This window comes from Pseudobutyrivibrio sp. UC1225, assembly GCF_900115215.1.
Classification (GTDB): domain Bacteria; phylum Bacillota; class Clostridia; order Lachnospirales; family Lachnospiraceae; genus Pseudobutyrivibrio.
Genome location: NZ_FOVQ01000001.1, coordinates 424119 through 449602, shown reverse-complemented (window position 1 = coordinate 449602; position 25484 = coordinate 424119). Strand labels below are relative to the sequence as shown.

General features: G+C 38.7%; 23 protein-coding genes and 3 tRNA genes. 23 read left to right on the top strand and 3 right to left on the bottom strand.

The window, feature by feature from the left end:
• Nucleotides 1-156: 156 nt before the first annotated feature.
• The 6 genes from recA (at nt 157) to BMZ41_RS02180 (ending at nt 6949) form a co-directional block, all read left to right on the top strand.
• Nucleotides 157-1212 (top strand): recombinase RecA, encoded by a 1056-nt coding sequence (gene recA / locus BMZ41_RS02205; protein WP_090165971.1) that lies wholly within the window; start codon nt 157-159, stop codon nt 1210-1212.
• A 2-nt stretch (nt 1213-1214) separates the two neighbouring features.
• The gene (locus tag BMZ41_RS02200; RefSeq protein WP_090526645.1) at nt 1215-1808 is read left to right on the top strand and encodes a regulatory protein RecX; all 594 of its coding nucleotides are present in this window, start codon (nt 1215-1217) and stop codon (nt 1806-1808) included.
• Between the two features lie 195 nt (nt 1809-2003).
• Nucleotides 2004-3554 (top strand): ribonuclease Y, encoded by a 1551-nt coding sequence (gene rny / locus BMZ41_RS02195; RefSeq protein ID WP_177184132.1) that lies wholly within the window; start codon nt 2004-2006, stop codon nt 3552-3554.
• A 49-nt stretch (nt 3555-3603) separates the two neighbouring features.
• Entirely contained in the window at nt 3604-4146 is a 543-nt protein-coding gene (locus BMZ41_RS02190) for an NUDIX hydrolase (protein WP_090526643.1), read from the top strand.
• A 288-nt stretch (nt 4147-4434) separates the two neighbouring features.
• A complete protein-coding gene (locus tag BMZ41_RS02185; RefSeq protein ID WP_090526641.1) occupies nt 4435-6456 on the top strand; it encodes a methyl-accepting chemotaxis protein in 2022 nt (673 codons plus the stop codon).
• 40 nt (nt 6457-6496) lie between these two features.
• Nucleotides 6497-6949 (top strand): chemotaxis protein CheW, encoded by a 453-nt coding sequence (locus BMZ41_RS02180; RefSeq protein WP_090165980.1) that lies wholly within the window; start codon nt 6497-6499, stop codon nt 6947-6949.
• A 107-nt stretch (nt 6950-7056) separates the two neighbouring features.
• On the opposite strand, the gene BMZ41_RS02175 is transcribed toward BMZ41_RS02180, so the two are convergent.
• Together BMZ41_RS02175 and BMZ41_RS02170 are read right to left on the bottom strand one after the other, a co-directional pair.
• Nucleotides 7057-8088 (bottom strand): 3-deoxy-7-phosphoheptulonate synthase, encoded by a 1032-nt coding sequence (locus BMZ41_RS02175; RefSeq protein ID WP_090165982.1) that lies wholly within the window; start codon nt 8086-8088, stop codon nt 7057-7059.
• 2 nt (nt 8089-8090) lie between these two features.
• The gene (locus BMZ41_RS02170) at nt 8091-8951 is read right to left on the bottom strand and encodes a shikimate dehydrogenase (RefSeq protein ID WP_090165984.1); all 861 of its coding nucleotides are present in this window, start codon (nt 8949-8951) and stop codon (nt 8091-8093) included.
• Between the two features lie 140 nt (nt 8952-9091).
• Between BMZ41_RS02170 and BMZ41_RS02165 the strand changes: the two genes are divergently transcribed.
• From BMZ41_RS02165 to BMZ41_RS02130, 8 genes are all read left to right on the top strand, one after another.
• A tRNA-Arg gene (locus BMZ41_RS02165) sits at nt 9092-9165 on the top strand.
• A gap of 33 nt (nt 9166-9198) precedes the next feature.
• Entirely contained in the window at nt 9199-10476 is a 1278-nt protein-coding gene (locus BMZ41_RS02160; RefSeq protein WP_090165986.1) for an SH3 domain-containing protein, read from the top strand.
• A gap of 65 nt (nt 10477-10541) precedes the next feature.
• Entirely contained in the window at nt 10542-11276 is a 735-nt protein-coding gene (locus BMZ41_RS02155) for a pseudouridine synthase (RefSeq protein WP_090526639.1), read from the top strand.
• Nucleotides 11276-13279 (top strand): NAD-dependent DNA ligase LigA, encoded by a 2004-nt coding sequence (gene ligA / locus BMZ41_RS02150; RefSeq protein WP_090526638.1) that lies wholly within the window; start codon nt 11276-11278, stop codon nt 13277-13279. Before BMZ41_RS02155 ends, ligA begins: the two co-directional genes overlap by 1 nt.
• A 130-nt stretch (nt 13280-13409) precedes the next feature.
• Nucleotides 13410-15038 (top strand): sensor domain-containing diguanylate cyclase, encoded by a 1629-nt coding sequence (locus tag BMZ41_RS02145; protein WP_177184131.1) that lies wholly within the window; start codon nt 13410-13412, stop codon nt 15036-15038.
• Nucleotides 15031-16710, top strand: coding sequence for a GGDEF domain-containing protein (locus BMZ41_RS02140; protein ID WP_090526633.1), 1680 nt, complete (start codon nt 15031-15033; stop codon nt 16708-16710). The genes BMZ41_RS02145 and BMZ41_RS02140 overlap by 8 nt, the downstream gene beginning before the upstream one ends.
• A 60-nt stretch (nt 16711-16770) precedes the next feature.
• A complete protein-coding gene (gene metA / locus BMZ41_RS02135; RefSeq protein ID WP_090526631.1) occupies nt 16771-17709 on the top strand; it encodes a homoserine O-acetyltransferase MetA in 939 nt (312 codons plus the stop codon).
• 238 nt (nt 17710-17947) lie between these two features.
• Nucleotides 17948-18532, top strand: coding sequence for a DUF6434 domain-containing protein (locus BMZ41_RS02130; RefSeq protein ID WP_090526629.1), 585 nt, complete (start codon nt 17948-17950; stop codon nt 18530-18532).
• On the opposite strand, the gene BMZ41_RS02125 is transcribed toward BMZ41_RS02130, so the two are convergent.
• Nucleotides 18516-18722: a hypothetical protein gene (locus tag BMZ41_RS02125; RefSeq protein WP_028246811.1), complete on the bottom strand. Its 207-nt coding sequence runs from the start codon at nt 18720-18722 to the stop codon at nt 18516-18518. The genes BMZ41_RS02130 and BMZ41_RS02125 overlap by 17 nt on opposite strands.
• Nucleotides 18723-19092: 370 nt before the next feature.
• On the opposite strand from BMZ41_RS02125, the gene gloA2 reads away from it, so the two are divergent.
• The 9 genes from gloA2 (at nt 19093) to BMZ41_RS02080 (ending at nt 25414) form a co-directional block, all read left to right on the top strand.
• The gene (gene gloA2 / locus BMZ41_RS02120; RefSeq protein WP_090526627.1) at nt 19093-19476 is read left to right on the top strand and encodes an SMU1112c/YaeR family gloxylase I-like metalloprotein; all 384 of its coding nucleotides are present in this window, start codon (nt 19093-19095) and stop codon (nt 19474-19476) included.
• A gap of 58 nt (nt 19477-19534) precedes the next feature.
• The gene (locus tag BMZ41_RS02115; RefSeq protein WP_090526625.1) at nt 19535-20080 is read left to right on the top strand and encodes a prolyl-tRNA synthetase associated domain-containing protein; all 546 of its coding nucleotides are present in this window, start codon (nt 19535-19537) and stop codon (nt 20078-20080) included.
• A gap of 189 nt (nt 20081-20269) precedes the next feature.
• Entirely contained in the window at nt 20270-20473 is a 204-nt protein-coding gene (locus tag BMZ41_RS02110) for a PspC domain-containing protein (RefSeq protein WP_072918962.1), read from the top strand.
• A gap of 23 nt (nt 20474-20496) precedes the next feature.
• Nucleotides 20497-21306 (top strand): hypothetical protein, encoded by an 810-nt coding sequence (locus BMZ41_RS02105; RefSeq protein ID WP_090526623.1) that lies wholly within the window; start codon nt 20497-20499, stop codon nt 21304-21306.
• Complete coding sequence (locus BMZ41_RS02100) at nt 21299-21991, top strand: DUF4230 domain-containing protein (protein WP_090166075.1); 693 nt, start codon at nt 21299-21301, stop codon at nt 21989-21991. Before BMZ41_RS02105 ends, BMZ41_RS02100 begins: the two co-directional genes overlap by 8 nt.
• An 18-nt stretch (nt 21992-22009) precedes the next feature.
• Nucleotides 22010-23053: a 16S rRNA (cytosine(1402)-N(4))-methyltransferase RsmH gene (gene rsmH, locus BMZ41_RS02095; protein WP_090526621.1), complete on the top strand. Its 1044-nt coding sequence runs from the start codon at nt 22010-22012 to the stop codon at nt 23051-23053.
• A 149-nt stretch (nt 23054-23202) separates the two neighbouring features.
• A tRNA-Val gene (locus BMZ41_RS02090) sits at nt 23203-23275 on the top strand.
• Between the two features lie 25 nt (nt 23276-23300).
• Nucleotides 23301-23374 (top strand) — tRNA-Met (locus BMZ41_RS02085).
• Between the two features lie 195 nt (nt 23375-23569).
• Nucleotides 23570-25414: an alpha/beta hydrolase-fold protein gene (locus tag BMZ41_RS02080; protein WP_090526619.1), complete on the top strand. Its 1845-nt coding sequence runs from the start codon at nt 23570-23572 to the stop codon at nt 25412-25414.
• Nucleotides 25415-25484 lie beyond the last annotated feature (70 nt).

Sequence of the window (25484 nt, the reverse complement as noted above, 5' to 3'; positions counted from 1 at the left end):
TGGATTGTATATTATTGGGCAGTGGCGTTCGCCACTGTCTTTTTTGTTTTTGTTTTTTTCGATTTTTTATCCCATTTTATTGTTGACATTTAATACCCATTTCACTATTATTATATTAAAAGAACGAACAGTTGTTCCGAACGGAGGTTTTATAAAATGGCAAATGAAGATAAGCTTAAAGCATTAGATGCGGCTATTTCACAGATCGAGAAGCAGTACGGTAAGGGCTCAGTTATGAAGCTTGGAGAGGGAGCTAATATCCAGGTGGAGACAGTTCCTACAGGTTCTATCAGCCTTGATCTTGCACTTGGTCAGGGTGGCTTCCCTAAGGGTCGTATCATTGAGATATATGGACCAGAATCATCTGGTAAGACTACACTTGCACTTCACGCAGTAGCAGAGGTTCAGAAGGCAGGCGGTATCGCTGGTTTCATCGATGCTGAGCACGCTCTTGATCCTAAGTATGCTAAGGCAATCGGTGTTAACATCGACGATTTATACATTTCTCAGCCTGATAACGGTGAGCAGGCTCTTGAGATTACAGAGACTATGGTACGCTCAGGTGCTATGGACATCATCGTAGTGGATTCAGTTGCAGCCCTTGTTCCAAAGGCAGAAATCGATGGAGATATGGGAGACAGCCACGTTGGTCTTCATGCACGTCTTATGTCACAGGCCATGAGAAAGCTTACAGGTATCGTTGCCAAGACAAACTGCGTAGTTATCTTTATCAACCAGCTTCGTGAGAAGGTTGGCGTTATGTTTGGAAATCCTGAGACTACCACAGGTGGTCGTGCTCTTAAGTTCTATGCATCAGTTCGTATCGATGTACGCCGTATCGAGGCTCTTAAGCAGAACGGTGAGGTAATTGGTAACAGAACACGTGCTAAGATTGTTAAGAATAAGGTAGCACCTCCATTCCGTGAGGCAGAATTCGATATCATGTTTGGTGAGGGTATCTCACGTGAGGGAGACATCCTTGATGTAGCTACAAATCTTGATATCGTTCAGAAGTCTGGTGCATGGTATGCATACCTTGGCGAGAAGATTGGTCAGGGTCGTGAGAATGCTAAGGTTTACCTTAAGCAGAATCCAGAGGTTTGCGAGGAAATCGCAGCTGCTATCCGTGATTACTACAAAGAGACTGACGAGAACGAAGTTGGCCTTATCGGTGGCGAAAAAGAAGATATACCTACAGAGGTTATTGATTAATTATGGAAATTACATCTCTTGTAAAATTATCCAAGGGAAGAGCAAAAATCTGTCTCGACAACGGGGCAGATTTTGTTCTATATAAAAAAGAATATGAGAGCTATGGTATAGAAGAGGGAGCAGAGCTTAGCGAGGCTTCTTATGAGGAGATATGCAGGGAGATTCTCATCCCTCGCTGTAAGAAGCGTGCCCTTCACCTACTTGAAAAGCAGGATCGTTCTGAAAAGAATCTTAGGGATAAGCTGAAAGAAGGCGGATACCCATCAGACATCGTCGATATAGCCATAGATTATATTAATGACTATGGCTATTTGGATGATGCCCGCATGGCTGCCAGTCATGTTCGTTTTTATCAGGATTCCCGCAGTCGCAACAGGCTCCGTCAGGACCTTATAGGAAAGGGTATTTCATCTGATGTTATTGAGCGAGTTTTAGAGGAAGAATACACAGTAGATGAGCAAGAATTGATAAATCGCCTTCTTGAAAAGAAGGGTTATGACAAGGAAAATGCCACCTATGAAGACAGAGGAAAGATGTATCGATTTTTGGCAGGAAGAGGATTTTCCTCTGAGTCAATCAGTAAATCCTTAAGTTAAGGTTTAATTAAGTTTAATTTTATTTAATAGAATTGAAGGTAACTTAATTCATGCCCAGACTACTATATATAGTATACATTTTCTTGACATGAGCCCATTATAAAGTTAAACTAATTGTGTTGAAGTTTATAAATGAGAGCAGTATAGCTTTTATTTTATATTCAAAATTTAGAAATTTAATAAGGAGGTGCTCCTGTGAACGGTGTAACGATTATTGTTTCAATTATCGTTGCTCTTGTAGCAGTTGTTGTGACACTATTTGCAGCAAATAAGCATCATGAGACTCAGGGCAAGAATAAAGTAGATTCTGCCGAAGCTAAGGCTCGTGAGATTATTGATGAGGCTGTAAAGAGTGCGGAGGCCAAGAAGAGAGAGGCAATGCTCGAGGCAAAGGAAGATGCCATGAGACAGAAGAACGATCTCGACAAGGAAATCCGTGAGCGCCGAGCAGAGATTCAGCGTAGCGAGCATAGAATTTCTCAGAAGGAAGATAACCTTGAGAAAAAGCTTGAAGCGGTAGAGAAGAGAGAAGCTGAATTCGCTCGTCAGGAACAGCAGCTTAACAAGCAGCGAGAAGAGGTTGCAAAGCTTAATCAACAGCGTGTGCAGGAACTAGAGAGAATCTCAGGACTTACCTCCGAACAAGCAAAAGAACAACTTTTAAAATCTGTAGAAGAAGACGTCAAACTAGACGCAGCAAAGCTTATTAAGGAAAGTCTTACTCAGGCTAAGGACGAAGCTGAGAAGAAGGCACGTGAAATCGTTGTTAGTGCTATCCAGAAGTGCTCAGCAGATCACGTAGCAGAGACTACTATTTCTGTAGTTCAGCTTCCAAACGATGAGATGAAGGGTCGTATCATTGGTCGTGAGGGTAGAAATATCCGCACACTTGAGACTATGACAGGCGTTGAGCTTATCATTGATGATACTCCAGAGGCAGTTATTTTATCTGCTTTTGATCCAGTTAGACGTGAAATTGCACGTATTGCATTGGAGAAGCTCATTGTTGATGGTCGTATCCATCCAGCAAGAATTGAGGAGACTGTTGAGAAGGCTAAAAAGGAAGTAGAACAGCAGATTCGTGAGGAAGGCGATGCAGCCGCTCTCGAGGTTGGTGTTCAGGGTATTCACCCAGAGCTTCTTAGATTACTTGGAAAGATGAAATTTAGAACTAGCTACGGTCAGAATGTACTTAAGCATTCTATCGAGGTTGCTCAGTTATCAGGACTCCTTGCTGCAGAGCTTGGACTTGATGTTAGAGTAGCTAAGCGTGCTGGTTTACTCCATGATATTGGAAAGGCAGTAGATAGAGAGCAGGAGGGTACTCATGTACAGCTCGGCGCAGATCTTTGTCGTAAGTACAAAGAGTCTCAGACAGTAGTAAATGCTGTAGAGGCACATCATGGCGATGTAGAGCCAGAAACACTTATAGCTTGTATTGTACAAGCCGCTGATACAATCAGTGCAGCTCGTCCAGGTGCTCGTAGAGAGGCTATGGAGACATACACAAACAGATTAAAAGAACTTGAAGAAATATCTAACAGTTTTAAGGGTGTTGAAAAATCTTTTGCTATTCAAGCAGGTAGAGAGATTCGAATCATGGTGGTTCCTGAACAGGTTACAGATGCCGATATGGTCATCATGGCGAGGGATATTTCAAAGCAGATTGAGAATCAGCTTGAGTATCCAGGACAGATTAAGGTTAACGTAATTCGTGAATCACGAGTTACAGATTACGCGAAGTAATTACTGGGCGGCTGGTTATCCAGCCGCTTTTTTAATGGAGAATACAACTATGCAGGAAATCAAAAGAATAGATCGAAAACTAGTACATCAAGGAGCCATCCTTGATTTTTATGAGGACACTATGCTTCTTCCAAACGGCAAGACAGAAAAGTGGGACTTTATAAGTCATAGAATGGGAGCTGCATGTGTACTTGCTGTAAAGCCAGATGGAAAGATATTAATGGTAAGACAATATAGAAATGCCCTGAATCGAGAGACACTGGAGATTCCCGCGGGCAAAAGAGATTCTGTAAATGAAGATACAGCTGTATGTGCTGCAAGAGAGCTTGAAGAGGAGACAGGATATAGAGCTGGAAAAATAGAAAAGCTTCTTTCTCTTAAATCAACTGTAGCCTTTTGCGATGAATTAATCGATGTTTATCTTGCTACTGAGCTTGAAAAAGTAGGAGAGCAGAAACTCGATGAATCTGAGGAAATTGATATTGAAGAATGGGATTTAAAAGATCTTATGGAGATGTGTTATTCAGGAAAGCTGCAGGATGCTAAAACAGTGGCCGCAATTATGGCTTATGCAGTTAAATGTAGAAACTAGTGATTGATACTGTATCAAGTATCAGTTTGTAGAGATTAGAGACATTGTTCTTTAATCTCTATTTTTTTGCCTTGAATTCTCGGCGTTTTTTAAAAATGACAATTTTTTTGTGCATTATCACAATATAAAACCTATAAGATTTTGTGACATATTACTATATTGTACTTAAATAAATACAACACGACGTTATAAAACCTGTTATAATCTCATTCTGTGTTCACAAATATAACACAAATGCATTTTTGTTTTTGGTTTATGGTTTTTGGTTTATTTTTTATGGAGGTTTATATGAAAAAGACTAAGAAAACTGACAAAATTAATACAGCTAAGATTTCGTTTTTTTCAAGTGTAAAGACAAAGCTTATTGTTGCAATGGTTGCTTTAGCAGGTATACCACTTTTGGTATCAACTTCTGTTAATTATTATGCAGCTACAAAGCAATCAACTTTTGCAGCTAAGGAGCAGAATGAATGGTCTGCTTGGTACTTACAGGCAGCATTAAATACTATTTTTGCTGAAGGTGAAGCTGCATTAAATACTATTGCTGCTTCTCAGGATACAGTAGATTTTCTTCTTAATCAAGAGAAGGCAGAAAATGTAAAATACCAAATGCAGTATATAAATTCAAAGATTAATGATGGTAATTCAATTAATCTTGTTAATACTGAGGGACAGATGGTGCTTAGAAGTGATGATAGAGCTCTTTCTGATGTTTCATCTAGAGACTATTTCCAGGGTGCTGTAAAGGGACAGACTACAGCTTCAGAAGTAATGGTTAGTACTTCTACAGGTGTTAGAAGCATTTGTCTTGCCGTTCCTGTATTCCAGCCAAATACAAAAAATATAATTGGTGTATTATACAGAAGCTATGATTTAGCACAGCTTCATGATGTTTTAGTAGATGCAGGTGGTTCATGCTTTATTGTTGATAAGAACGGAACTATTGCCGCTGCTTCTTATATGGAAATATCAGTTGATGATGAGCCAATCGTTATTGCTGATGCACCTTTCGTAGGCTCTGATGAAGAGTCTGGTACTTTTGAAAATAGCGCTATGGGTGAATTAATGTATACATCATACGTTAAAGAGCCTATCACTGGTTATACAGTATGTATGAATGTTCCCGTAAATGAGGTGCTTTATTCAGCACGTATGAGTGCCATTACATCTAATATATTAGGTTTAATTCTTATTTTAGTTGGTGGATTTGTTGCTTTCTTTATTGCTGTTAGCTTTACAAAGCCTATCCTTGCAGTTAATGATTCACTTTCAGCTCTTGCAGAGGGTAGATTTAAGAATATTGATAAGTTTACAAATCGTAAAGACGAGTTTGGTCACATTGTAAATTATACAAATACAGTAATTGAGAAGCTTTCACGTATTGTTGCTAGCATTATGGATTCTTCAAGCAATGTTGGCGAGTCATCAGAAGAGTTATCAATGATGGCAGATCAGATTAATGCTACAGCAGAAAGCGTTGCAGTTGCAGTTCAGCAGATTGCAAGCGGTGCAGTACAGCAGGCAGAAGAAGTACAGTCTGCAGCACAGAGCACAAATCAGATTACAGACGCTGTTGAAAGTGTTCAGGATTCAACTGTTGAAATGTCATCACTTGCAGATAGAATGAAGAATGCATCAGAGGCATCTAGCTCATCACTTGCAGTTCTTCAGAATACAAGCAGTGATATGACTCTTAAGATTGAAGAAATTGCTCAGAAGATTTCTTCAACACAGAATGCAGTTTCAAATATTAATGAAAGAGTTGAGGGTATTTCTGGTATCGCAGCTCAGACAAACCTTCTTTCTCTTAATGCTTCAATTGAGGCAGCACGTGCTGGTGAGGCTGGTAAGGGCTTCGCAGTTGTTGCTGAAGAGATTAGAAAGCTTGCTGATGATTCAGAGAACCTTGCTCAGGAAATCAGAGTATTAATGGATGAGCTTTTAGCAGAGGCAGAGCAGGCAGTTAAGGCGGCTGGCCATGTTATGAACGGAAATATGGAACAGCAGAAGGCTCTTGGTGAGGCCCTTGATACAGTTCAGGGAATGCTTCAGGATATTGATGAGACAGTTCACAGTGTTACTAAGATTTCTGGTGAGGCGGATATTTGTGTATCTTCTAACACAGTTGTAGCTAATGCAATGTCATCTCTTTCTGCTATTTCAGAAGAGAATGCAGCTTCTTCAGAGACAACAGGTGCATCAGTAGAGGAACTTTCAGCTACAGTATCGACACTCGCAGAATCAGCATCACACCTTAAGGGCATTGCTGATCAGTTAAATGAAGAAATGAAGTTCTTTAAAATAGCTTAATTATTAACAGGTTTTATAAAGAATAAAGGAGGATTCAATAATGAACGATTTAGTGGTTATGAAGAATGTGGAAAATGAAGATAAGCAGTATATTGTTTTCCATATTGATAAGGAATCATTTGGTATTGATATTTCTGTAATCAATTCTATTATTATGGTTCCAGATATCACAAGTATCCCAAAGGCTCCAGAGTATATGAAGGGTGTAATCAATTTACGTGGACATGTTGTTCCTGTAATGAGCCTTCGTAAGAGAATGAATTATGTTGAGGAGAATATTAATAAGGATTCTCGCATTATTGTTCTTAACCTCGAGAATGACGAGATGATGGGAATTATCGTTGATGATGTAAAGGCTGTAATGAATATAGCTAATGATGAGATTAACGAGCCTTCACCATTTCTCAAGAAAGAGGATAGCTTCATTAGTGGAGTAGGAAAAAAGGATGATGAGCTTATTTCAATTTTTGAAGTAGGTAGACTTACAGCATAAAGGAAAACCTCTAGTTATACTCTCAAGCCTTAGTATTGCACTGTTCAACTAACATGTTTCACTGCGCAAAACTAAGAGCTTGATAGCTACTAGAGGTTTTTTATGCTTTAATTTCTCTCTGCTATCGTATACAAGAGATGACGGGTATCTTCCCAACCAAGGCATGGATCAGTGATAGACTGTCCATAGGTCTGGTTTTCAGAAATAGGCTGACATCCTTCAACTAAATAAGATTCAATCATTACACCCTTTACTAACTTCTTAATATCATCTGAGTGATTGCGGTTGTGCATCACTTCTTTTACGATACGAATCTGCTCCTTGAACTGTTTGTTTGAGTTAGAGTGATTTGCATCGATAATACATGCAGGATTTACTAAATCCATTTCCTCATACATGTTGTGAAGACGAATAAGATCTTCGTAGTGGTAGTTCTGAGTGCTGTTGCCGTGCTTTGAAACAGCGCCACGTAAAATTGTGTGTGCAAGAGGATTACCAGTAGTGGTTACCTCGTAGCCTGAGAAGGTAAAATGATGTGGATGCTGTGCGGCATACACTGAATTAAGCATTACTGAGAAATCACCTGAGGTTGGGTTCTTCATTCCTGATGCAACGTCAAAGCCTGATACGGTGAGGCGGTGGTGCTGATCCTCAACAGAGCGGGCACCGATTGCTACATAAGAAAGAAGATCATCTACATAGCCCCAGTTTTCAGGATAGAGCATTTCGTCAGCAGCTGTAAGCTCTGATTCTGTCATTGCTCGTATATGCATTTTTCTCATGGCGATGAGTCCAGCGAGCATATCAGGAGCTTCATTTGGATCAGGCTGAGAGGCAATTCCCTTATAGCCGCTACCTGTTGTACGAGGTTTGTTTGTATAAATACGAGGAACAACTAATACTTTGTCTTTTATATCTTCAGCAACTCTTGCAAGTTTACTTATGTACTCACATACAGCGTCTTCATTGTCAGCCGAACAAGGTCCGATGATACATAAGAATCTGTCATCTTTTCCAGTAATAATATCAGCTACTTCCTTATCACGCTTGAGCTTAAGCTCTTGAACCTTCTCAGGGACGGGAAGCATTTCCTTTATTTCTTCTGGTGAAGGCATTTTTTTTAGATAATTGAAACTCATTTTTATTCCTCTATTCTTTTAATTTTATTTTCTACATCTTTTGGCATTTCCTGACCTGTCCAAAGCTTGAAGGCAGCCGCACCTTGATATAGCAGCATATATTTTCCATTCATGGTTTTGCATCCCACAGCTGCAGCATCTTTTAATAGTCGGGTCATGTCTGGATGGTAGATTGTGTCACATACGATGAGATTTTTATGAAGGAATTCCTTTGGAACAAGAGAGGTGTCATCGTCACCCATTCCTACATTTGTACAATTAATAAGGATATCACTTTCCTGAAGGGAAAATTCTAAAATGTCCTTATCTGCCATGTCATAAACAAAAACATCACATTCCGTTGCCTTTGTAATTTTGTCGGCATACTCTACTGTATCTTTAAAGGTTGAATTTTTACGTTTAAAAATATTTATCTTTGATACACCCTCGGAAGCAGCCTGAGTGATAATAGAAGTGGCAACGCCGCCTGCACCTAGCATAGTTATAGTGGTGCCTTTATACTTTATCCCACACTCAGCCATGGACTGTAAGAATCCGATTCCATCAGTTGTATAGCCGCGAAGTTTACCATCAATGTTAACTACTGTGTTAACGGAATGAGCCAAGGACGCAATCTCGTCTATTTCATCCAAAAGAGGAATGATTGCTGTTTTAAAGGGCATAGTACAATTAAAGCCGCCGCAGTTTACAGCCTTTAACCCATCAACAACCCTTGGTAAGTCATCAGGCTCAACATTAAAAGCCATATAAGAGTTATCCAGCCCCAGAGTATCAAAAGCCAAATTGTGCATGGCAGGAGAGATACTATGCGAAACAGGATTTCCGAGTAAACAATATAATCTAGTGGAACCAATTGGATTCATACCTGCATAACCTCCTAAATAAATTATTATGATTTTAGAACACTTTAGCACTTTTATCAACTAAAGTTTTCTCCCAAAATAAGGTTTTCTGATTTGATGTGAGTAGTAAGTTGTGATACAATAAATCGGCAAGTAAATTAGTAGGCGTAGCGTAGCTGGATAACGCATCGGACTCCGACTCCGAAGACCGCCGGTTCGAATCCGGCCGTCTACAGTTAAAAGCCTACAAAAGTCATCGGAGGCATACATGGATTTTCAAAAGTTAAAAGATAAGATTAGATATATAGCAGGAATTTGCGGCGATTTTATCGCTTTACATAAAAGATATTTCTTGGCTGGTTGTATTTTTATATGCATGGCATTTGTACTGTTTATGGGAACAGGAAAGTCGGCAACACAGGATAAATCAGTAGAGGGTGTTTATAAGAATTACAAAGAAAATAAAAATGAAGAGCTTAATAAATTAATTAGTGATTATTACGTAGCTTACGCAGCTGGAGATACTGATTCACTTAAGAAGATAGCCGATCCAGTTTCAGATCAGGAAGTTAGCTACATTCAGTTCTATAGTCAGTACATTGATAGCTTTAATAACATCAAGGTTTTCACAAAAGATGGCCTTGAGAATGGATCTTACCTTTGTTCTGTTAGAGTAGATCTTAAATATAAGGACATTGATACACAGGCTCCTGGTCTTGATTTCTTCTATGTAGAAACAAATGATGACGGTAAGCTTTTCATAAACAATATTTATGGTTCTTTCAATCAGACAAATAATATCTATGAGATGGATACAGAGATTTCTGATTTGATTTCTGTATTTATTCGTCAGCAGGATAAGTTAGATAAAGAAGCTGAGGTTACTGAGGCATACGAGGATGCTATTGATAAAGACGCCAGCCTTGCTACATTTATGTCAGAGACACTTCCAGCTGCAATTGTTCAGTGGAATTCTGATTACCAGGTTCAGGTAGCTGCCGCAGCAGAAGAAGCCGCAAAGGCAGAGGAAGAAGCAAAGGCAAAGGCAGAGGAAGACGCTAAGGCCGCTGAAGAGGCTGCAAAGGCTGCTGAGGAAGAGGCAAACTCATACACAGCAACGACCAGCGCAAAGGCTAATGTACGTGAGCAGGCAGATAAGAACAGTAACAGACTTGGCTCTATCCAGAAGGGGGTTGAAATCACTGTATACGGAGAAGAGGGTGATTTCTACAAGTTTGATTACAACGGAACAAAGGCATATATTACAAAGGATGCAGTAAAGCTTTCTGATGGTAATGATACAGCAGAAGAGACTCAGGAGACTCAGGAAGAGACACCTGCAGCTAAGACCTTAAACAAGGGTGACAAGATTACTATCAAGAGTACAACAAACATCCGCTCAAGCATGGATACATCTTCATCTAAGGTAGCAGTAGCTTACGATGGTGATGAGGTAGAAGTAATCCAGAGCTATGCAGAGGGATGGACAAAGGTTAAGTTTAAGAAAAAGGAAGGCTACATCAGAACAGATCTTTTATCTAAGTAAGTCTTTCTTCTAATAAATAAGAAATTTATGGAGACCATGAACTTGGTCTCCATTCTGATATATAGATGGAGGCTTTAGTGGAAGAATTATACAGATTAAATAAATATTTGTCTGATGCGGGAGTGTGCAGTCGAAGAGCTGCGGATGCTGCCATTGAAGCTGGAGAGGTTATGGTAAATGGGCAACCGGCACAGATGGGCATGAAGGTGTCTTCGTCAGATGTGGTCCTTTTTAAGGGTAAACCAGTATCAAATGTTGGGAAAAAACAGGTGCTGATTGCTTACAATAAGCCAGCAGGGATTGTTTGCACTGCAGAAAAGCGAGAGAAGAATAATATTGTAGACCACCTGAATTATCCTGAGAGAATATATCCAATAGGCCGTCTTGATAAAGACAGTACTGGGTTGCTTTTGCTTACAAATCAGGGTGATTTAGTTAATAAGATAATGAGAGCAGTAAATGCTCATGAAAAAGAATATATTGTTACTGTTGATAAAGAAATTACAGCGGACTTTATCAAGAAGATGTCAGCGGGTGTTTATCTTGAAGAGCTTGAAGTTACCACTCGCAAATGTCAGGTAACAAAGCTCGGATCAAATAAGTTTAAAATCATTCTTACTCAGGGACTGAACCGTCAGATTCGCAGAATGTGCCAGGAGCTTGGTTACAGGGTTCGTACTCTTAAGAGAGTAAGAATAATGAATATAGAGCTTGGAGATTTAAAGGAAGATACATACAGAGATGTAACTTCTGATGAGCTTAAAAAGCTAAATAAAATGTTAGAGGGATCAAAGAATTAATGGAACTGAAAGAATATAAAAAGCTGGTAGACCAAATCGACTACCACATGGACCGATATTACAACCAAAACGAGCCAGAAATTTCTGATTTCGAATATGATCAGTTGATGCAGGCATTGAAAGCAGCAGAGGCTGAGCACCCAGAATGGGTCACACCAGATTCACCAACACAGAAGATTGGTGGAGTTGCCATGCGTGAAGCAGGAGTAAAGGTTACTCATGATGTACCTATGCTTTCTATAGAGGATGTTTTTAATAAAGAGGACGTGACAGCATGGGTTGATAAGGTAAAGGCTGTTCATCCTGATGCAAAGTTTTCTGTAGAGGCAAAGATTGATGGCCTTTCTATGACTCTTAGATATGAGAGAGACAGCCAGAATAAGTTAAAGCTTAAGCTTGCTGAGACAAGAGGAGACGGTCTTGTAGGTGAGGACGTTACAGAAAATGCACTTGTTATTCCAGATGTAAATAAATATCTTGATTTGCCATATGAATCACTTCAGCTTCGAGGTGAAGTATATATGTCTCACGAGGATTTCGACAGATACAACGAAGAGCAGGAAATTGCTGGAGGTAAGCTTGCAGCTAATCCTAGAAACCTTGCTGCTGGAACACTTCGCCAGCTTGATGCAAATATCACTAAAAAGCGTGGTTTGAAGATGTTTGTATTCAATGTTCAGCAGGGTCCGGATGAGCTTACAGAGAGTCATTGTAAGGGACTTGATATTTTGGACGAGCACAATGTGCCAGTTGTTTTCCATCGTATATGCGATAATGCAGAGGATATTTTATCTGTTATCGATGAGATTGGCGAGAAGAGAGAAGAGTTTGAATTTGATATAGATGGTGCGGTAGTTAAGATTGATCAGGTTGCATACAGAGGAGATTTTTCAACCAGTGCTAAGTATACAAGTGGCCATATTGCGTACAAGTATCCACCAGAGGAGAAAGAGACAAAACTTCTTGATGTAGAGCTTTCTGTAGGCCGTACTGGTCGAGTAAATCCTACAGCTATTTTTGAGCCAATTCGTTTATGCGGTACAACAGTTAGCCGTGCAACACTTCACAATCAGGATTTTATTGATGAACTGAACATCGGTATCGGAGATACGATAGTAGTTTATAAATCAGGCGAAATCATTCCTAAGATTAAAGAGGTTAAGCACGATAAGCGACCAGAGGGCGTTAGCACTTATAAGATTCCAAGTGTTTGCCCAGCCTGTGGCGGTCCTGTCTCAAGGGATGCTGATACAGCAGATATGAAGTGCTCTAATCCTAGCTGTCCAGCTCAGTTAGAGCGTCATATTATTAATTTTGTATCAAGAGATGCTATGGATATTAGAGGATTTGGTGAAGTATATATCATCGACCTTGTAAGAAGAGGGTACATTAAGGATATTGCTGATATCTATTCTCTTAAGGATAAGCGAGATGAGCTTATTGAGGAGGGGATTATCGGTAAGGAAAAGAATACTGACAAGCTTCTTGGTGTTATCGAAAGCTCAAAGGAAAATGATGCTGTAAAGCTTTTCACAGGCTTTGGTATTCCTAATGTTGGAAAAGCTGCTGCAAAGGCGTTACTTGGACAGTTCAAGGACATCGAAAAAATCATGGAACTGTCAGAAGAAGAGCTTATGCAGGTTAATGATATTGGAGAAATCAGTGCCAAATCTATTTATGATTATTTGCACGCCCCTGTAAATATTGACATTATAGGCAGATTAAAGGCTGCAGGTGTTAATATGGTAGAGGAAGAAAAAGAAGGCGCTACAGACAAGCTTTCAGGCCTTACTTTCGTAATCACAGGAACACTTCCTACTATGGGCAGAAAGGAAGCTCAGGAGCTCATAGAACTAAATGGTGGAAAGTGCGCAGGTTCTGTTTCTAAGAAAACTAGTTATTTAGTGGCTGGAGAGGCTGCTGGAAGCAAATTGGATAAAGCTAATTCATTAGGTGTTACAGTACTTGATGAAAATGGATTGTTATCCTTGATAAATAGCTAATTTATAACGATTTCTTACAAAAAAAAACACATATATATTTTATAATGTGCACATGATGGAAAGAAGGCGACAAATTTTAATAAAAAGGTTCCTGATACTCCCGATGCTAATACTATTTATAACAATAGTTATGTTGGTATTTGGGGGTAGATGGTTTACCTCATCATCGAATTTTTCAATCAGCTGCTTAGATTCTGGCTGGTCTGTTTTTCGTGACGGTGAAGTGTCCAATAATGTGTCATTATCCAAGTATAAAATCGGCAGAATTCGTAAAGGAGAACGCATAACTATATCGCAAACAATTTTTGTTCCAGACAAATCCACGCTTATGTTTAGGACAAAGCTTCAGGCAGTTGATTTGTTGGTTGATGGAAGAATTAGATATTCTTTCGGAAAGGATGAATTTGAAAAAGGAAAATTAATTCCGAAAAGATATAGTTTGATAGATATGAGCCCGCAGTCTGGTATGCATAATATCATGCTAACCTATACAATGGGTGAAAATGATTCATCCGGAAGGATTGCGCCGATTTATTTTGGCCAAAGAAGTTACTTGGTTCGAGCGTTTTATAGTTATAATAGAATTTCTATGTTTGTTGGCAGCTTTTTAGTTGTCTATTCTTGTTTATTGTTTTCATTGTCAATTTATCTGGCTTTTACCCGAAGAAGTGCTATACAAATTTATATTGGTGCAGATTTTTCAATGCTATTGGGCTGCTATGTCTTTGCAAGAAATGATATATTATGGTTTATTGGTTCCCATGATGTTTTATTTTCTATGTTGGAGTATATAGCATTTTATTTGATGCCATTGGCATTTTCGATTATCTTGTATTCTATTCATCCAGATTTAATTAAGAGAACGCAGCGCACATTTATCACAATCAATATCGTATTTCCGATAGTATTTTTGCTGCTTCATTTCATGGGTATTCTTCACATTAACAGAATGGTAAGTATTGTAGGTATACTGGATATTGTTGAGATTCTTGTTATCCTGCCTCCACTTATAAGGGGAATTGTAGATAAGCAGAAAATTAATGAGGAATCTGAATACTATTTTAGTGTGGATGCAGATTTCTATCTTTTGTTTGGATTTATTATGATGCTTGTTTTTTCTTTGCTAGAGATGTTGATAGAATCTATTTTCAATGATGAGGCCAATTTGACTGATACAAAATTGTTCCCATCTATAGATTTGTTAGAGCTTGGAATGTTAATTTTCATGCTTTGTTATTTTGTTTATTATTTCATGAATGGCATCAATCATATGAGTGCCGATAGAGTAAAAAAGCAATTGGAAGGCATGGCTTTTACCGATGCATTAACTGGACTTTTGAACAGAGCTGCATGCAATCAATATTTTGCAAATTTATTTGGAAATTATACAATTATCAGCTTGGATTTAGACAAGCTTAAATATGTTAATGATCACTTTGGACATATGACTGGGGATAAAATGATTATCGCATTTGCGAAGATATTAGAGATTGTCTATGCAGATTCTGATATGATAGCACGAACCGGAGGCGATGAATTTGTTGTGGTATTTAAAAATATCGACGAAAAATTGTGCGAAGCCTGCGTCCGTGATTTAGAGGAAAAAATGCAAAAATATAATGCATACAGTAAAGATATTAGCTTGGGTGCATCTGTTGGATATGCATTTAGCAAAGAGGTGCCGGGCGGACGATATCAGGATGTATTTACTCTAGCTGATCAGCGCATGTATGAAATGAAGGAGGTGCACCATGGGTAAAAAGATACTTTATCTTGGAATCTCCTTTTTGGCTTTTATTATTGTATTTACGATTGGCTATTTTTTCCTTAGACCTGATTATTATTCAAGTGTTGTTGTGTTGAATAGTGGTTGGGAGGTTACTTACAACGATACAAAATATGAGAATGTTGAATTATCAAATCTCAGAAAGCTTATTGGAAATAGAACGCATAAAGGGGATATTATTACATTAAAAAATGATAATGTAAATTTGCTTAATTTTGTATCTCCAACAATAATGTTTGAATCTAGATTTAGTGCCTGGAGAGTATATTCTGGGGAAGAACTGATAGGACAAAGATTTTTAGACGAATATAAAAATGGAAAATTTATTGGCTGCGAAAATAATTTCGTTAGTCTACCTAAAAAAATTAAGCCATCAAACATTCAGATTAATTTGCTTGTGGCTGAGGAGGGGGCGTACGATTATTATGATGCTCCAGCAGTTGGCGGATATGTAGGATTGCTGACATTTGAAGTATATAATCACATGTTTATATATTTGGTTTCGGCATTTCTAATAGTGTTTGGCATTATATTTTTTGCAGTGGCTATAGGCTTCAGAAGCGATATTGCAGAGGTAAATATGCAGATATACGCTGCATTAATGTATCTTGTGCTGGGAATATGGTTTTTGGCTCAGTTTAGATTATTGGATTTGTTTATTGAAACCAATGGACATCAGACTGAAATAGAATATATATCTTTGTATATGGTAGTTCCACTTATGTATTTAACAATCGGCTGTATGCGAGATTATTTAAATAATAAAGTTTTTTTGGGATTCAGTGTCGTAGGTTCACTTGTGCCATTTGCTTTGATAATAATTCATTTCGCGGGATTGGTTCACATCAATAGGACTTTACTTATATATCAGTTGGATGCTGCAGTTTTGATTGGCTTCATGTTCGTAATGGTGCTTCTGAAAGATGCAAAAGGAAATCTAGTAACGAAATCGCAGTACACTCAGTTGATTGGTCAAATTGGCCTGGCATCTGCATTTGCCATTAATGTTTTCTTTTATTATTTAGAGATTTATGGCATTACTAAACAGATATTTTTATCAAAACTTATTGTTCCAGTAGCTGCTATCTGTATGGTTTTCGGAACACTACTTAATTATTACACTTTTATTTCTGAGTCATTTGCGAGAAATGAAGAGTATTCTTCCCTTGCACATTTGGCTTACGCAGACGAGCTCACTGGTTTAGCTAATAGATCGAAATACGAGGCTTATATGGAAAAGCTCACCAAGAGTGAAATGGATTACTGTATTGTCAGTATTGATTTGAATGGTTTAAAGGCTATTAACGATAATCAGGGACATTTGATGGGTGATAAATATATTACCGAATTTGGAAAGACGCTGGATGAAATTTTTGGTAAGGAAGGTTTTGTTGGACGTATAGGTGGCGATGAATTTGTCGCTATTCTTACAGGGAATAGCATGGATAAATTGGATGAGTTTATAGAAAAGCTTAACAATAAATTAGATGAACTGAATAAATTAGATCCATCAATAAATCGTAGCGCAGCAATTGGCTATGCTTTTAGACATGAATATGAGAATGCAGATCCTAATCGAGTATATCTTAAGGCAGATGAGCGAATGTATGCGAATAAAGAATTAATGCATGGCACAAGAAGTTAGGTTGTGTTATCATTAAAAAAGTTACGTAGATATACTAGATGGTAAAGGAGAGGGAGAAGTATGCCAATTAGAACACAAAACGATTTACCTGCTAAGGCAATACTTGAGCAAGAGAATATATTTGTTATGGACGAGAATAGGTCCACTCATCAGGATATCAGACCTATCTCAATTGGGATTTTAAATCTAATGCCTTTGAAGGAGGCTACAGAGCTTCAGCTTTTGCGATCCCTTTCCAATACACCACTTCAGGTGGATGTGACTTTCCTCACTGTCGGAAGCCACGAGAGCAAGCACACAAGTAAGACTCATCTTGATACTTTCTATGAGCGCATTGAGGACGTGTACGATAGATATTTTGATGGTTTGATTATTACAGGAGCACCTGTAGAACAGATGCCTTTTGAAGAGGTGGATTATTGGGAGGAGCTCACTCATGTATTTGAGTGGACAAAGACTCATGTCACATCTACACTTCATCTTTGCTGGGGATGTCAGGCTGGTCTTTATTATCGTTACGGCATTAATAAGTACGATTTGGATGATAAGAAATTTGGTGTGTTCCCACACAAGGTTCAGAACAGAAAGATTCCACTTGTTCGTGGTTTCGATGACGTTTTTTATGCGCCACACAGCCGTCACACAGGCGTGCGCACAGAAGATATAGAGGCTTGTAAGGATCTCGTAGTTTGTGCTAAAGGAGAGGAAGCAGGAGTGTTCCTTTGCATGTCTAAGGATGGCAGCAATATTTTTGTAATGGGACACCCAGAGTATGATCGCTTCACTCTTGATAACGAGTACAAGCGTGATAAGAGCAAGGGATTGAAAATCGACCTCCCTGTAAATTATTATCCAGACGATGATCCTGAGCAGAAACCTCTGCTCCAGTGGAGAAGCCATGGAAATATTATGTATTCTAATTGGTTGAATTATTACGTGTACCAGAACACACCTTATGAGTGGAATAAGATTTCGGATAAGCTACCGGATGATTTTTAATGGAATAAGATGGAACTGTCGCAGATTTTGCGACAGTTCTTTTTTTGTATCTAAAGCGCGCAAGGTTAGAGCACAATCTTGCTGAAAAATGTGCCTGTGTGGCATAACTAAGGGCTTGTTTTAAAATTTTACGGGTATAGTTTGAGAAAATGTAAATATACCCGTAAAGTAAATTCAACAGATGTTTTTTATTATTCGTAAATACGATATACTATTACTAAACTATAAGAGGTGAAATATGACGCAAAGACCAATACTTAACACAAATCTAGATAGCGATTCATTCAGAAGTTACTATTATCTGAAGGAAGAGCTTGTAGAGTTTTGCAGAAACAATGGACTTCCTACTTCTGGGGGAAAGGTAGAACTTACTGAGAGAATAGCGTACTTTCTAGATACTGGAAAGGTAAAGGAAGTGTCCAAAACTAAGAGAAATACCGTTGAAGTTGGCACTCTCACTGAAGATACAATCATAGAAAACAATATAGTCTGTTCCGAGAAGCATAGAGCTTTTTTCAAAGAAAAGATTGGTAAATCATTTTCATTTAATGTGCAGTTTCAGAAATGGTTAAAAGCAAATGCGGGGAAAACATACAGAGATGCTATAGCTGCCTACTATGAGATATTAGAAGAAAAGAAAAAAGGTAAAACCAAGATAGACAAGCAGTTTGAATACAACACTTACATTAGGGACTTTTTTGAAGATAATCAGGGCAAAAGTTTGGATGATGCTATTAAATGTTGGAAATACAAAAAGAGCATGCAAGGGCATAATAAGTATGAAAAGTCGGACTTAGTGGCCCTCACTAATGCAGATACCTAGCATTATACTCACGGTTAATCTCTGCGATTTCCTTTTTGCCATCGATATAATCCTGGTACATATCCCAAGGGGAGCCGCCACCGAGCCAGCAGGAAGAACAGTTCTCACAGCCGCCGCCACAGTCCAGAGAGCTGCGGATGATTTGCTCACGTTCTTCTTTTGTGGTGTCCTTAATAAGAATTGATTTCATAGGGGTACCTCCTATCGATAATCCATAGAAACATCCATATATTCGCGCTTGCCACTTGGGGGATATCGTAATGACACGACAGGCTGCATTTGATTTGGAAAAGCTTCTAACCATGACTTTACAGGCTATGGCTGAGAGCGAAGACATAATAAACGAAGAGTTGGTTACATTATGATTAAACACATCAAACGTGAATTAATAGCACAGCAGGAGGCACTGAGCCTGCTGCAGAAATAACAGTGTTTATATCAAAATATGAGAAATCCAAATTCAAGTATTAAGAAGCCAGTGAATTTGGTTATTGCTACTATATTCAAGGAAATGTATTCTATTACAGAAGAAATAGAAAAGGTATATTAGGAATTAAGTTATGGAATTATCTTGCATACATCACATTGCTATTATTGTTTCCGATTACAAGCGTGCGAAAGACTTTTATGTAAATAAGCTTGGATTTGGGATAATAAGAGAAAATTACAGACCACAGAAAGAGGATTGGAAGCTTGATCTTAGGGTTAATGAACACACAGAGTTGGAAATATTTGCTCCAAAGAATCCACCTAAGAGACCATCATTTCCTGAGGCATGTGGTTTGAGACATTTGGCTTTTTATGTGAAAAACATAGAAGCTGAAGTGGAAGAGCTTAAAAGCAAAGGGATTGAATGTGAACCCATCAGAACAGATGAGTTCACTCATAAGAAAATGACCTTTTTCTTTGATCCAGATGGGCTACCACTAGAATTACATGAATAGCAAGCGGGGGGTGGACTACAGATTGTCCTCGCCCCAGCGCTTAATCGGGAGGATAAAGATGAAACTGTTAAAAGGTAGACCAGAAAATTGTGAAGAAAGACAGTCAAGGGAAATTCGTACATACGATTTTTTGGATAATCTTGGAATTGAATATGAGAGAACAGATCATGAGGCAGCTGGAACAATGGAAGTCTGCAACGAGATTGACAAAATTTTGGATGTCACCATTTGCAAGAATCTTTTCCTGTGCAATAAGCAGAAGACAAAGTTCTACTTGCTTATGATGCCAGGTGATAAGAAATTTAAAACAAAGGAATTATCCAGCCAGATTAATTCTGCAAGACTTTCTTTTGCATCGCCTGAAGATATGCTTAAATATCTGGATATTGAACCAGGCTCAGTAAGTATCATGGGTCTCATGAATGATAAAGAACATGCTGTAAAGCTTCTTGTGGATGAGGATGTAAAAAAGGATGAGTACATTGGATGTCATCCATGTATTAATACCTCCAGCTTGAAAATAAAGACAGTTGATATTTTTGATAAATTTCTTCCAGCTGTAGGTCATGAACCAGAGATTGTACATTTGGTGGGAGAAGATTAAAGCTTTTAAGTATAAGGTTACCACAGTTTTCTAGGGTAACCTTTTTTATTTTTCTAAATAAGAAAAATATAATACCAATAATCACCATTTTTGTACTATTGTACTAAGAAAACATCATCTATAATAAAACCAACAACACAAAAGTGATATACTTATTACCAATTAGTATTTTTAGAAAGGATGTTTATTATGAGTAAAAAATTATACAAAAGTTCAGACAGAAAGCTTTGTGGTGTTTGTGGAGGTATAGCAAATTATTTTGATATTGATCCTACTGTTGTAAGATTGCTTTGGGTTTTATTTACATTAGCAGGAGGTTCAGGAATTCTTGCTTATATTATTGCCGCAATCATCATGGATGATGAGCCAGATTACATTGACATGAACAACTAAGAAAGAGATGAGGGAGAGAAATATTGACTGAGACAACTACAAAACGCTGGGGACTCATAACAAAAGTCCTGTTAATGGTATTTCTTATTGTTTTTTCTTACTGCGTAGCTTCAGCCAAAACTGAGAATCTGCCGGTGTTTGGCGGATCTGTTGAGACACTTGAAGAAGCTAAAACAACCGTTATGGGAATAGCAGGGGCGACAATTGCCATGTCTGTAGTTATCACATTTTTGCCAGACGATTACGCTACACCTTTGGCAGATTCACTGGCAGACATGAATAAATATTTCATTCTGATGCTTGGAATGATTATGTTTGAAAAGCTTTTGGTTATCAAAGGTGTGCCATTAGTTTTTAGATTTGTTATTCCTGTTGCACTCATTTTGCTTCTTGCCTACATGGTTACAAAAAGGGAGTTTTTTAAAGCATTGTCTTTGAAGATATTTACGTTGGCTGTGGTTCTTGTGTTGGTGGTTCCTTGCGGTACAGCCTTATCTGAAAAGATTTGTGCAGAGTATATGCCTTACGTGGAAGAAACAGTCAATCTTGCAGAGGATGGAGCAGAAAAGGTAGAGGGAATATCTGATTCCACTGCCGACAAAGGATTCTTTGAGAAGATTTCTGTGGCATTCCAGTCAGCCATTGACGGAGTAAAAGATCTTTTTGATTATTATAAGGGCATTATTCAGAGATTTATCGTTTCTATTGTTATTCTGATAATTGCCTACTGTGTTATTCCGGTTTTAACATTTGCATTGCTGTTATGGATATTGAACCAACTGTTTCAGTTTAGCAGCTTTAAAATCAGAATGAGGAGCGGAGGCGATGAATAAGACAAATATACTGAAGTTATTATGCGCTGTTTTGTTGGTAGCGACACTTTCGATTATTATTGCATATAATATCAAGAAAGATAATGATACTGCTAAATTTGATGATGGCATTGAAATGATTGATCCAAATACCATCAAGCTAGGTGGCAGCGGAGTAAGAGTTTCATTTTCTGATGTGATTCTTTCAAAGCCAAATGAAACCAGAAAACTTGTGGCATACGAGGTGACAGGAGATGTAAGCTACACCATTGAAGACAGAATGCTAGATTCTCTTGACTGGGATCCAACTAAGAAATATCAGACTGTTACATATAAAGGCAAAGGAAGTTTTGTCGTAGACCTTGATAAACTTAATAAATCTAATATTATTGATGATGAGGAAAATAAGGTTTTGACCATTAGAATTAAGCATCCATATCTAGATACCATCGAAATAGATCCAGACAAAGTGGAGATTGGTAGTCAGAAAAGTGGGTTCTTTACCATTGGAAGTATTAAGCTGACAGTGCAGGATTACAATACTATTGAGAGGGAACTTAGTAAAAGACTTCGCGAGAGTTTTAATGAGGCTTCAAATGGACAGAAAGCAGATGACATGGCACTTAAAGCAGTATATGATATTTACGAGCCTGTAGTGAAGGCTGTTGATAGCAGATATAAATTAAAGGTAGAATTTATTAACTAATAGACAAGGAACCTACAAATGGAAGAAAAGCAGCATAAAAGAAGAGTTCGATATTCTGGAAAATATCCTAAGAAGTTCGAGGAAAAATATAAGGAGCACAATCCAGAAAAATATAAGGACACCATAGAGCGTGTTATAAGCAAGGGCTCCACACCTGCAGGAATGCATATTTCGATAATGGTAAAGGAGATTTTAGATTTCCTTCAGATTCAGCCGGGACAGCAGGGCTTGGACTGCACCTTAGGATATGGTGGCCATACCAGAAAGATGCTTGAACAGCTTCAGGGAAATGGTTGTGTTTATGGACTTGATGTAGATCCTATTGAATCCGCAAAGACGGTAGAGCGCCTTCGCGGATTTGGTTTTGGTGAAGATAATTTTCAGTTCCGACTTATAAATTTTGCAAACATAGACAAGGTTGCTGAAGAGGCCGGACAATTTGATTTTGTACTAGCTGATTTGGGAGTTTCTTCTATGCAGATTGATAATCCGGAAAGAGGTTTTTCTTATAAGATAGATGGCCCTCTTGATTTGCGTCTTGATCCAGAACATGGTGAATCTGCTGCAGAACGTCTTCATAACATTACTGAAGAAGAGTTTGTTGGAATGATGGTAGAAAATTCTGATGAGCCATATGCTGAGGAGATAGCCCATAAGGTATTTACTCTTATGTCTAAGGGAAATCCTATGGATACAACTACAGCTCTTCGAGAGGCCATTACAGAAGCTCTCTGGAAGGTACCTAAGGATGAGAAGGAGCAGGCAGTTAAGAAAAGCTGTGCCAGGGTTTTCCAGGCACTTCGTATAGACGTTAATAGCGAATTCGAAGTATTGTATTCTTTCCTTGAAAAGCTTCCTGGCATCCTTAAGCCAGGTGGACGTGTGGCTATTCTCACATTCCATTCAGGAGAGGATCGTCTGGTGAAGAAATCCTTTAAGGAGCTGGCTAGAGTAGGTGTATATTCTGAAGTCTCATCAGATGTAACTCGTCCATCAGCAGAGGAGTGCAGAATTAATCCAAGAAGTAAATCTACTAAGATGAGATGGGCTATTAAGGCCTAAATTTATAAGCAACGGACGGGGATGGTTTTCAGCAAATTAGACAAATATGAAAAAGTATTGCGAATATTCATTTAGCAGTTGACAATCCCCCCAATCCAATGCTATATTATACGAGTCGCTTGAAGCGGTAATAAAACGCTAAAAGCTCTGGGATCTTAGCTCAGCTGGGAGAGCATCTGCCTTACAAGCAGAGGGTCACAGGTTCGAGCCCTGTAGGTCCCATTCAAAATCAAATAATAGTCATTATGGCGAGATAGCTCAGTTGGCTAGAGCACGCGGTTCATACCCGCGGTGTCGAGGGTTCGAATCCCCCTCTCGCTACTCAAAAGACCTAAGCAAATGCTTAGGTCTTTTTTCGTATCTCAAGGGTGATTCACCCAAGTTCCAGTTATTACACAAATATTAAAATAATATTGCATAATATGACATGTGTTGTTAAAATAATAAACAGGGGTTATTGCGGTGTCTATTTAAAGTAGACAACCCCATATTTTACAGAAAAGGAGAAGATGTTTAATGAAAAAAAGCAAAAGAATTTTAGCCAAAGCTTTAGCATTTGGTCTTGTTGTTACATCATTAGGTATGACAATGAAGACTGATGTAGAGGCTGCAGGCGACACAGCACAGATTGCTGATGGCTGGTATTACATTAAGGGAGTTCAGTCTCAGAAGTACCTTACAGTTGAGGGCAACAAAGCCAGCGGATGGACAAATGTATGCATCAGCTCAGGCACAGGAGCAGAGGGACAGAAGTGGTATGTAACAAATACAAATGATGGTTACATCAATCTTACTTCAGGTCTTGGCAATTACATGCTCGATGTAGCAAACGGCGAGGATGTAGATTCTGCTAACATCGGAATTTATCAGGGCTATGGCGGAAATGCCCAGAAGTTTGTCGTAAAGACAACAAATGACAGTAATATCTTCAATATTGCAACAAAGGCTTCAAATGCAGTTCGTTATCTTGATGTTAACGGCCATAAGACAGCCGACGGATCCAATGTAATTCAGTACAGATATAACGGAAATCAGAATCAGCAGTGGCAGTTAGAGAGAGTTGATGGACAGTCTCAGGAGACACAGCCTACAGCTACTCCAACACCAACTCCACAGCCTACTCAGACACCAGCTGCTTCTACAAAGGGACTTGAGCTCACTTATACAATCTATAACTGGGGCTCAGGTTACCAGATTAGTTATAAGATTACTAATAAGACAGGCAGCACAGTAAATGGCTGGACACTGAAGGTTAACAAGAATCAGGTTAACATTGGTTCTAGCTGGAATGTAAATGTTAAGACAAGTGGAAATTACTATGTGATTACTCCTGTTGAGTGGAACAAGACAATTGCAAATGGTTCAAGTGTAGAGTTTGGTTCACAGGGTACAGGCTCTATTGGTGATAAGTTTGACTATGAGTTTGAGGGCGCTGCTACAGTTCAGCCAACTACAACACCAGCACCTACAGCAACTCCAAAGCCTACAGCAACACCAACAGCAACACCTAAGCCAACACCAACACCTACACCAGTTCCAACACAGAACCCACACTACAACCCAACTGCTAAGATTGAGAACTCAATTCCTTCAAAGTACACAGCAGTTAGAAGTGGTGAAGGCTCAGGTAAGATTGTAAACATTTCTTACACAGCACATGATTATTCCGCAAATAATCGTACATACACAAAGAGAGCTAATGTTTATTTACCAGCAGGTTATGATAGCAGCAAGAAGTACCCAGTTCTTTACCTCCTTCATGGTATCGGTGGAAATGAGAATGAGTGGGGCATGACAGGAAACAACTCACGTGTAAAGGCTATCATGGATAACCTTACATACTATGGTGACATCGATGGATTTATCGTTGTAACACCAAACGGAAAGGCATCAGCAAGTGGTTCTACAGATTCCTTCTACAACTTTGGTAAGGAGCTTAGAAACGACCTTATTCCATACATTGATTCTCATTACAGCACATACACAGACAGAGACCACAGAGCATGCGCTGGTCTTTCAATGGGTGGTATGCAGACAATTAATATCGGTATTGGCGAGTGCGTAGACTTATTCAGCTACTTTGGAGCTTTCTCAGCTGCACCTACAAGTAACACAGCAGCTAAGACAGCACAGATTTTAAATGGCAATAAGTATCCAATCCACTACTTCTACAACATTTGTGGTCTTCAGGATGGCATAGCATACTCAAGTGCTTCAACTGCAGCTAAGAACCTTCCATCAGTTTGCAACCAGTTCAAAAATGGTGAGAACTATATGTGGCAGGAGCTTAACGGCGGACATGATTTCAATATCTGGTATCTTGGTTTCTACAACTTCGCACAGATAGCTTTCAGTAAATAAAATAGCGTAAATAAGGGATTCCGAAAGGGGTCCCTTTTTTGTTGTGAAATCAATGTGAAAAAAGAAGATC

Bases quoted from the DNA above. Each gene is read 5' to 3' on its own strand.
- recA (WP_090165971.1), top strand. From the start codon at position 157: ATGGCAAATGAAGATAAGCTTAAAGCATTAGATGCGGCTATTTCACAG.
- BMZ41_RS02200 (WP_090526645.1), top strand. From the start codon at position 1,215: ATGGAAATTACATCTCTTGTAAAATTATCCAAGGGAAGAGCAAAAATC.
- BMZ41_RS02190 (WP_090526643.1), top strand. From the start codon at position 3,604: ATGCAGGAAATCAAAAGAATAGATCGAAAACTAGTACATCAAGGAGCC.
- BMZ41_RS02185 (WP_090526641.1), top strand. From the start codon at position 4,435: ATGAAAAAGACTAAGAAAACTGACAAAATTAATACAGCTAAGATTTCG.
- BMZ41_RS02180 (WP_090165980.1), top strand. From the start codon at position 6,497: ATGAACGATTTAGTGGTTATGAAGAATGTGGAAAATGAAGATAAGCAG.
- BMZ41_RS02175 (WP_090165982.1), bottom strand. From the start codon at position 8,088: ATGAGTTTCAATTATCTAAAAAAAATGCCTTCACCAGAAGAAATAAAG.
- BMZ41_RS02170 (WP_090165984.1), bottom strand. From the start codon at position 8,951: ATGAATCCAATTGGTTCCACTAGATTATATTGTTTACTCGGAAATCCT.
- BMZ41_RS02160 (WP_090165986.1), top strand. From the start codon at position 9,199: ATGGATTTTCAAAAGTTAAAAGATAAGATTAGATATATAGCAGGAATT.
- BMZ41_RS02155 (WP_090526639.1), top strand. From the start codon at position 10,542: ATGGAGGCTTTAGTGGAAGAATTATACAGATTAAATAAATATTTGTCT.
- ligA (WP_090526638.1), top strand. From the start codon at position 11,276: ATGGAACTGAAAGAATATAAAAAGCTGGTAGACCAAATCGACTACCAC.
- BMZ41_RS02145 (WP_177184131.1), top strand. From the start codon at position 13,410: ATGTTGGTATTTGGGGGTAGATGGTTTACCTCATCATCGAATTTTTCA.
- BMZ41_RS02140 (WP_090526633.1), top strand. From the start codon at position 15,031: ATGGGTAAAAAGATACTTTATCTTGGAATCTCCTTTTTGGCTTTTATT.
- metA (WP_090526631.1), top strand. From the start codon at position 16,771: ATGCCAATTAGAACACAAAACGATTTACCTGCTAAGGCAATACTTGAG.
- BMZ41_RS02130 (WP_090526629.1), top strand. From the start codon at position 17,948: ATGACGCAAAGACCAATACTTAACACAAATCTAGATAGCGATTCATTC.
- BMZ41_RS02125 (WP_028246811.1), bottom strand. From the start codon at position 18,722: ATGAAATCAATTCTTATTAAGGACACCACAAAAGAAGAACGTGAGCAA.
- gloA2 (WP_090526627.1), top strand. From the start codon at position 19,093: ATGGAATTATCTTGCATACATCACATTGCTATTATTGTTTCCGATTAC.
- BMZ41_RS02115 (WP_090526625.1), top strand. From the start codon at position 19,535: ATGAAACTGTTAAAAGGTAGACCAGAAAATTGTGAAGAAAGACAGTCA.
- BMZ41_RS02110 (WP_072918962.1), top strand. From the start codon at position 20,270: ATGAGTAAAAAATTATACAAAAGTTCAGACAGAAAGCTTTGTGGTGTT.
- BMZ41_RS02100 (WP_090166075.1), top strand. From the start codon at position 21,299: ATGAATAAGACAAATATACTGAAGTTATTATGCGCTGTTTTGTTGGTA.
- rsmH (WP_090526621.1), top strand. From the start codon at position 22,010: ATGGAAGAAAAGCAGCATAAAAGAAGAGTTCGATATTCTGGAAAATAT.
- BMZ41_RS02080 (WP_090526619.1), top strand. From the start codon at position 23,570: ATGAAAAAAAGCAAAAGAATTTTAGCCAAAGCTTTAGCATTTGGTCTT.